Annotated in this window: 2 pseudogenes; one reads left to right on the top strand and one right to left on the bottom strand. The window is 64.4% G+C overall.

Annotation, left to right across the window (positions count from 1 at the left end):
- Positions 1–669: 669 nt before the first annotated feature.
- Positions 670–2,282, top strand: a pseudogene (locus NA4_RS37720) (ISAzo13 family transposase); the annotation flags it as partial.
- A 77-nt stretch (positions 2,283–2,359) separates the two neighbouring features.
- On the opposite strand, the pseudogene NA4_RS37715 reads toward NA4_RS37720, so the two are convergent.
- Positions 2,360–2,719: pseudogene (locus tag NA4_RS37715) on the bottom strand (transposase); the annotation flags it as partial.
- Between the last annotated feature and the right edge of the window lie 467 nt (positions 2,720–3,186).

The following is a 3,186-nucleotide window of genomic DNA, read 5'->3' as shown; positions in this document are numbered from 1 at the left end:
TATGGTCCGGCCTCCACGATATGAGGGGAATCGCAGTGCCGATGTTCTGTCCCGGTTTCCTGCTGCCTTTCGGCGGCCGGCGTTGGCTTCTTGGGCCGTCCTGCGCCCGCTGGGGAGTTGGGCTTCCCTTACGGTCGGCTGACCAGACCAATGGGTCTGGACCCCAACGGGGTTGTCGCGTTCCACACATGTGAGATGCGACCGGGTGGGCGCCCTCATTACCCCGGGACGGTGGTGTCCTCCCGGTCGACTCGGAGTCTTCGACCGGCACCCGCCGCTTCTCAGCGGCCAGTCCTGCACCCCGCTCCTACTTCCCATCTGCGAGGCTTGCCGTCACGGAGCATCGTTGAGAGTTCAGTGAGCTTCACCCGTCCGGTCTTCCCCTTGCCTGTGACCCCCGGATGGAACGGGAGCCCTTGGGCTTCTTCCCCGAGCTTCGCACCCCGCCGTTGCCAGCAGCGCACGTCAGGGAGGGGACGGGCCTTGGACACTGGCCCGGGTTACGTCATCGGCGTCATGCCGACCTCCTACCCACGTAACCACTCACAGCGTGCGACCTCGCGTCGCACCACCGATCTGACAGTTCTCCGTAAGCCCGGGGGCCTGTCCGTAAATTACTGTCGCAGTTGATCTGTGGGTGGACGGCGGGTGTGAATGGGAGGCTGGGGTATGTGTCTTCCGCGGGAATGTGTGTCCGGTACCGGGTTGCGGGTCAAGTTCGATCAGATCTTGCCGCATCTGGATGAACGTCGGCGTCGGCTCTATCTGGCCAGTGAGGCGATGGCGGTGGGCCACGGCGGGATCACCGTGGTGGCCGCCGCTTCCGGCGTCAGCACCGCTACCGTCGCGCGCGGCATCGGCGAACTGACTGCCGATCCCGTACCGACCCAACGCATCCGGGCTCCGGGTGCGGGCCGCAAGCCGTTGACGGTGACCGACACCGGGCTGCTGCCGGCGCTGGAGGCACTGATCGAGCCGCATACTCGTGGCGATCCGGTTTCTGCGCTGCGCTGGACCACGCTGTCGCTGCGCACCTTGGCGTCGACCCTGACCGGTCAGGGTCACCGAGTCGGTGCCACGACCGTCGGGCATCTGCTGCGCGGGCTCGGATACCGCCTGCAAGGCACGGCCAAGACCAACGAGGGCACCTCCCACCCCGACCGTGATGCGCAGTTCGCGCACATCAACGCCACCGCTACCGCCTTCCTCGACGCCGGGCAGCCGGTGATCAGCGTCGATACCAAGGCCAAGGAATGGATCGGCAATCGTGACCGTCCCGGGCGCACCTGGCGTCCGGGCAAGAACCCGATCACGGTGGACTGCCACAGTTTCTTCATCACCGACGATCAGCCGGTGGTCATCCCTTACGGGATCTACGACATCGCCACCAACACCGGCTGGGTCAACGTCGGCACCGACCACGACACCGCAGAATTCGCGGTCGAGTCCATCCGCCGCTGGTGGCGTCACCAAGGACGCGAACAACACTCGGACGCGACCCGGCTGCTGATCACCGCCGATGCCGGTGGCTCCAACGATCCCCGCCGCTGGACCTGGAAGAAATACCTGCACTGCTTGGCTCGCGAGAGCGGCCTCGAGATCACGGTCTGTCACTATCCTCCGGGGACGTCGAAATGGAACAAGATCGAGCACCGGATGTTCTGCCACATCACCGCCAACTGGCGCGGACGACCCCTGACCAGCTACCAAGTCGTCATCGAGACCATCGCCGCGACAACCACCCGGACCGGGTTGATGATCGGTGCCGATCTCGACACCGGCAGCCACCCCCTCGGCGGCACCGTCACCTCCGCCGAGTTCCATGCGCTGCCGATCACACCGGAGAAATTCCACGGAGACTGGAACTACACCGTGGCCCCCAGCGCACCCCACCCTGCAGAACCAGCCCCGGCGCGTCGAAAACCCGATCCGTCCTTGACCGAGATGCTCACCGATCCGGCCCTGACGGGCATGCCACGAGCCGACTTCGCGCACCTGGTCGCGGTCTCGGATCCGTACTGGGATGCGTTGGCCGAGGCAGCTTTTCAGCGACGCTTCCACCTCCCCCGCAGCTATCTGCATCCGCAAACCAGCAGCGTCGACCATTTTCACCGGCTCCTGACAGCCTTGCTGCCGCGGCGAAGGGCCGCCACCAGCACGCTGCTGGCCCAACTACTCGGAGTCAAGCGCACCAACCTGACCATGCAGTTCCGAGACGGCCACCGGATCCTGGACCTGCACCGGCTCGACATCACACCCATACCCGGACCACCCGCACGCACTCTTGAGCAACTACAAGCCCGTCTCACACACGCAACCCACCCCACAGATCAACTGCAACAGTAATTTACGGACAGGCCCCGGCGGTGCCGGAGTACTGCCGTTGCACCCCGGCTGACCGGAGGCCTTTCTTCAGGAACCCGGTGTCATCGGCGATCAGCACCGCATCCTTGTCACCGAGCCGCTCGGCCACATAAGAACGCACGTCGTCGCGCACGCCGTCGATGTCCCAGTCCGCCCACCGCAACAACCGCTGCATCCCGTCCGGACTCACCTCACCAGCTTGCTCGGCAAGCGTCCACCCGTTCTTCCGCTCCAACCCCGCCACCAACCCGGTCACGTACTCCCGCGCCCGGCCCCGCGGCTCCGACCGCGTGAAACGGCCACCGATCCTCGCGTGCAACGAATCAAGCTCCGCTGCAACATCATCCACAACCACGCGAGCACAATACTCGAACCGACTGCCGTTGCAGTACTAAAGGGCATTGGGTTTGATGCGCACCCTGATGTTTCCTGGGTTTTTGTGGAGTCGGGATACTGGACTTCAGGCCACGGGGTTGGATGGATGACTGCCGCATCTCGTAGTCGATCGGAGATCGCATACCGAGCGCTGATGACGGCGTCGACGGTTGTGGAAGATCTGCAGGTATTCGAGGATCGCGTTTGCCAGCTCGATTCTGGTTTTCCACCGTTGCCGGTTCAGTATCTCGGGTTGCATCTGCCCCAGAAGGACTCGATGACGGCACTCGTCGTAGCAGTCGCCAATAGAGCCCATCGACGGCGTCAGCCCAGACTTGCGGGCCCGATCGGTGAAGGCGCAGGACGTGATGGACCCCGTGGTCGGAATGAATAATCGCCCCGGCCTGCGGTGAACGGTTTGCGATGGCCATTCCCAGTGCGTTAGCC

The organism is Nocardia amamiensis NBRC 102102, from assembly GCF_001612745.1.
Taxonomy (GTDB): Bacteria; Actinomycetota; Actinomycetes; order Mycobacteriales; family Mycobacteriaceae; genus Nocardia; species Nocardia amamiensis.
The sequence above is the reverse complement of the archived record's forward strand: the minus strand, read 5'-3'. Positions and strand labels throughout refer to the sequence as shown.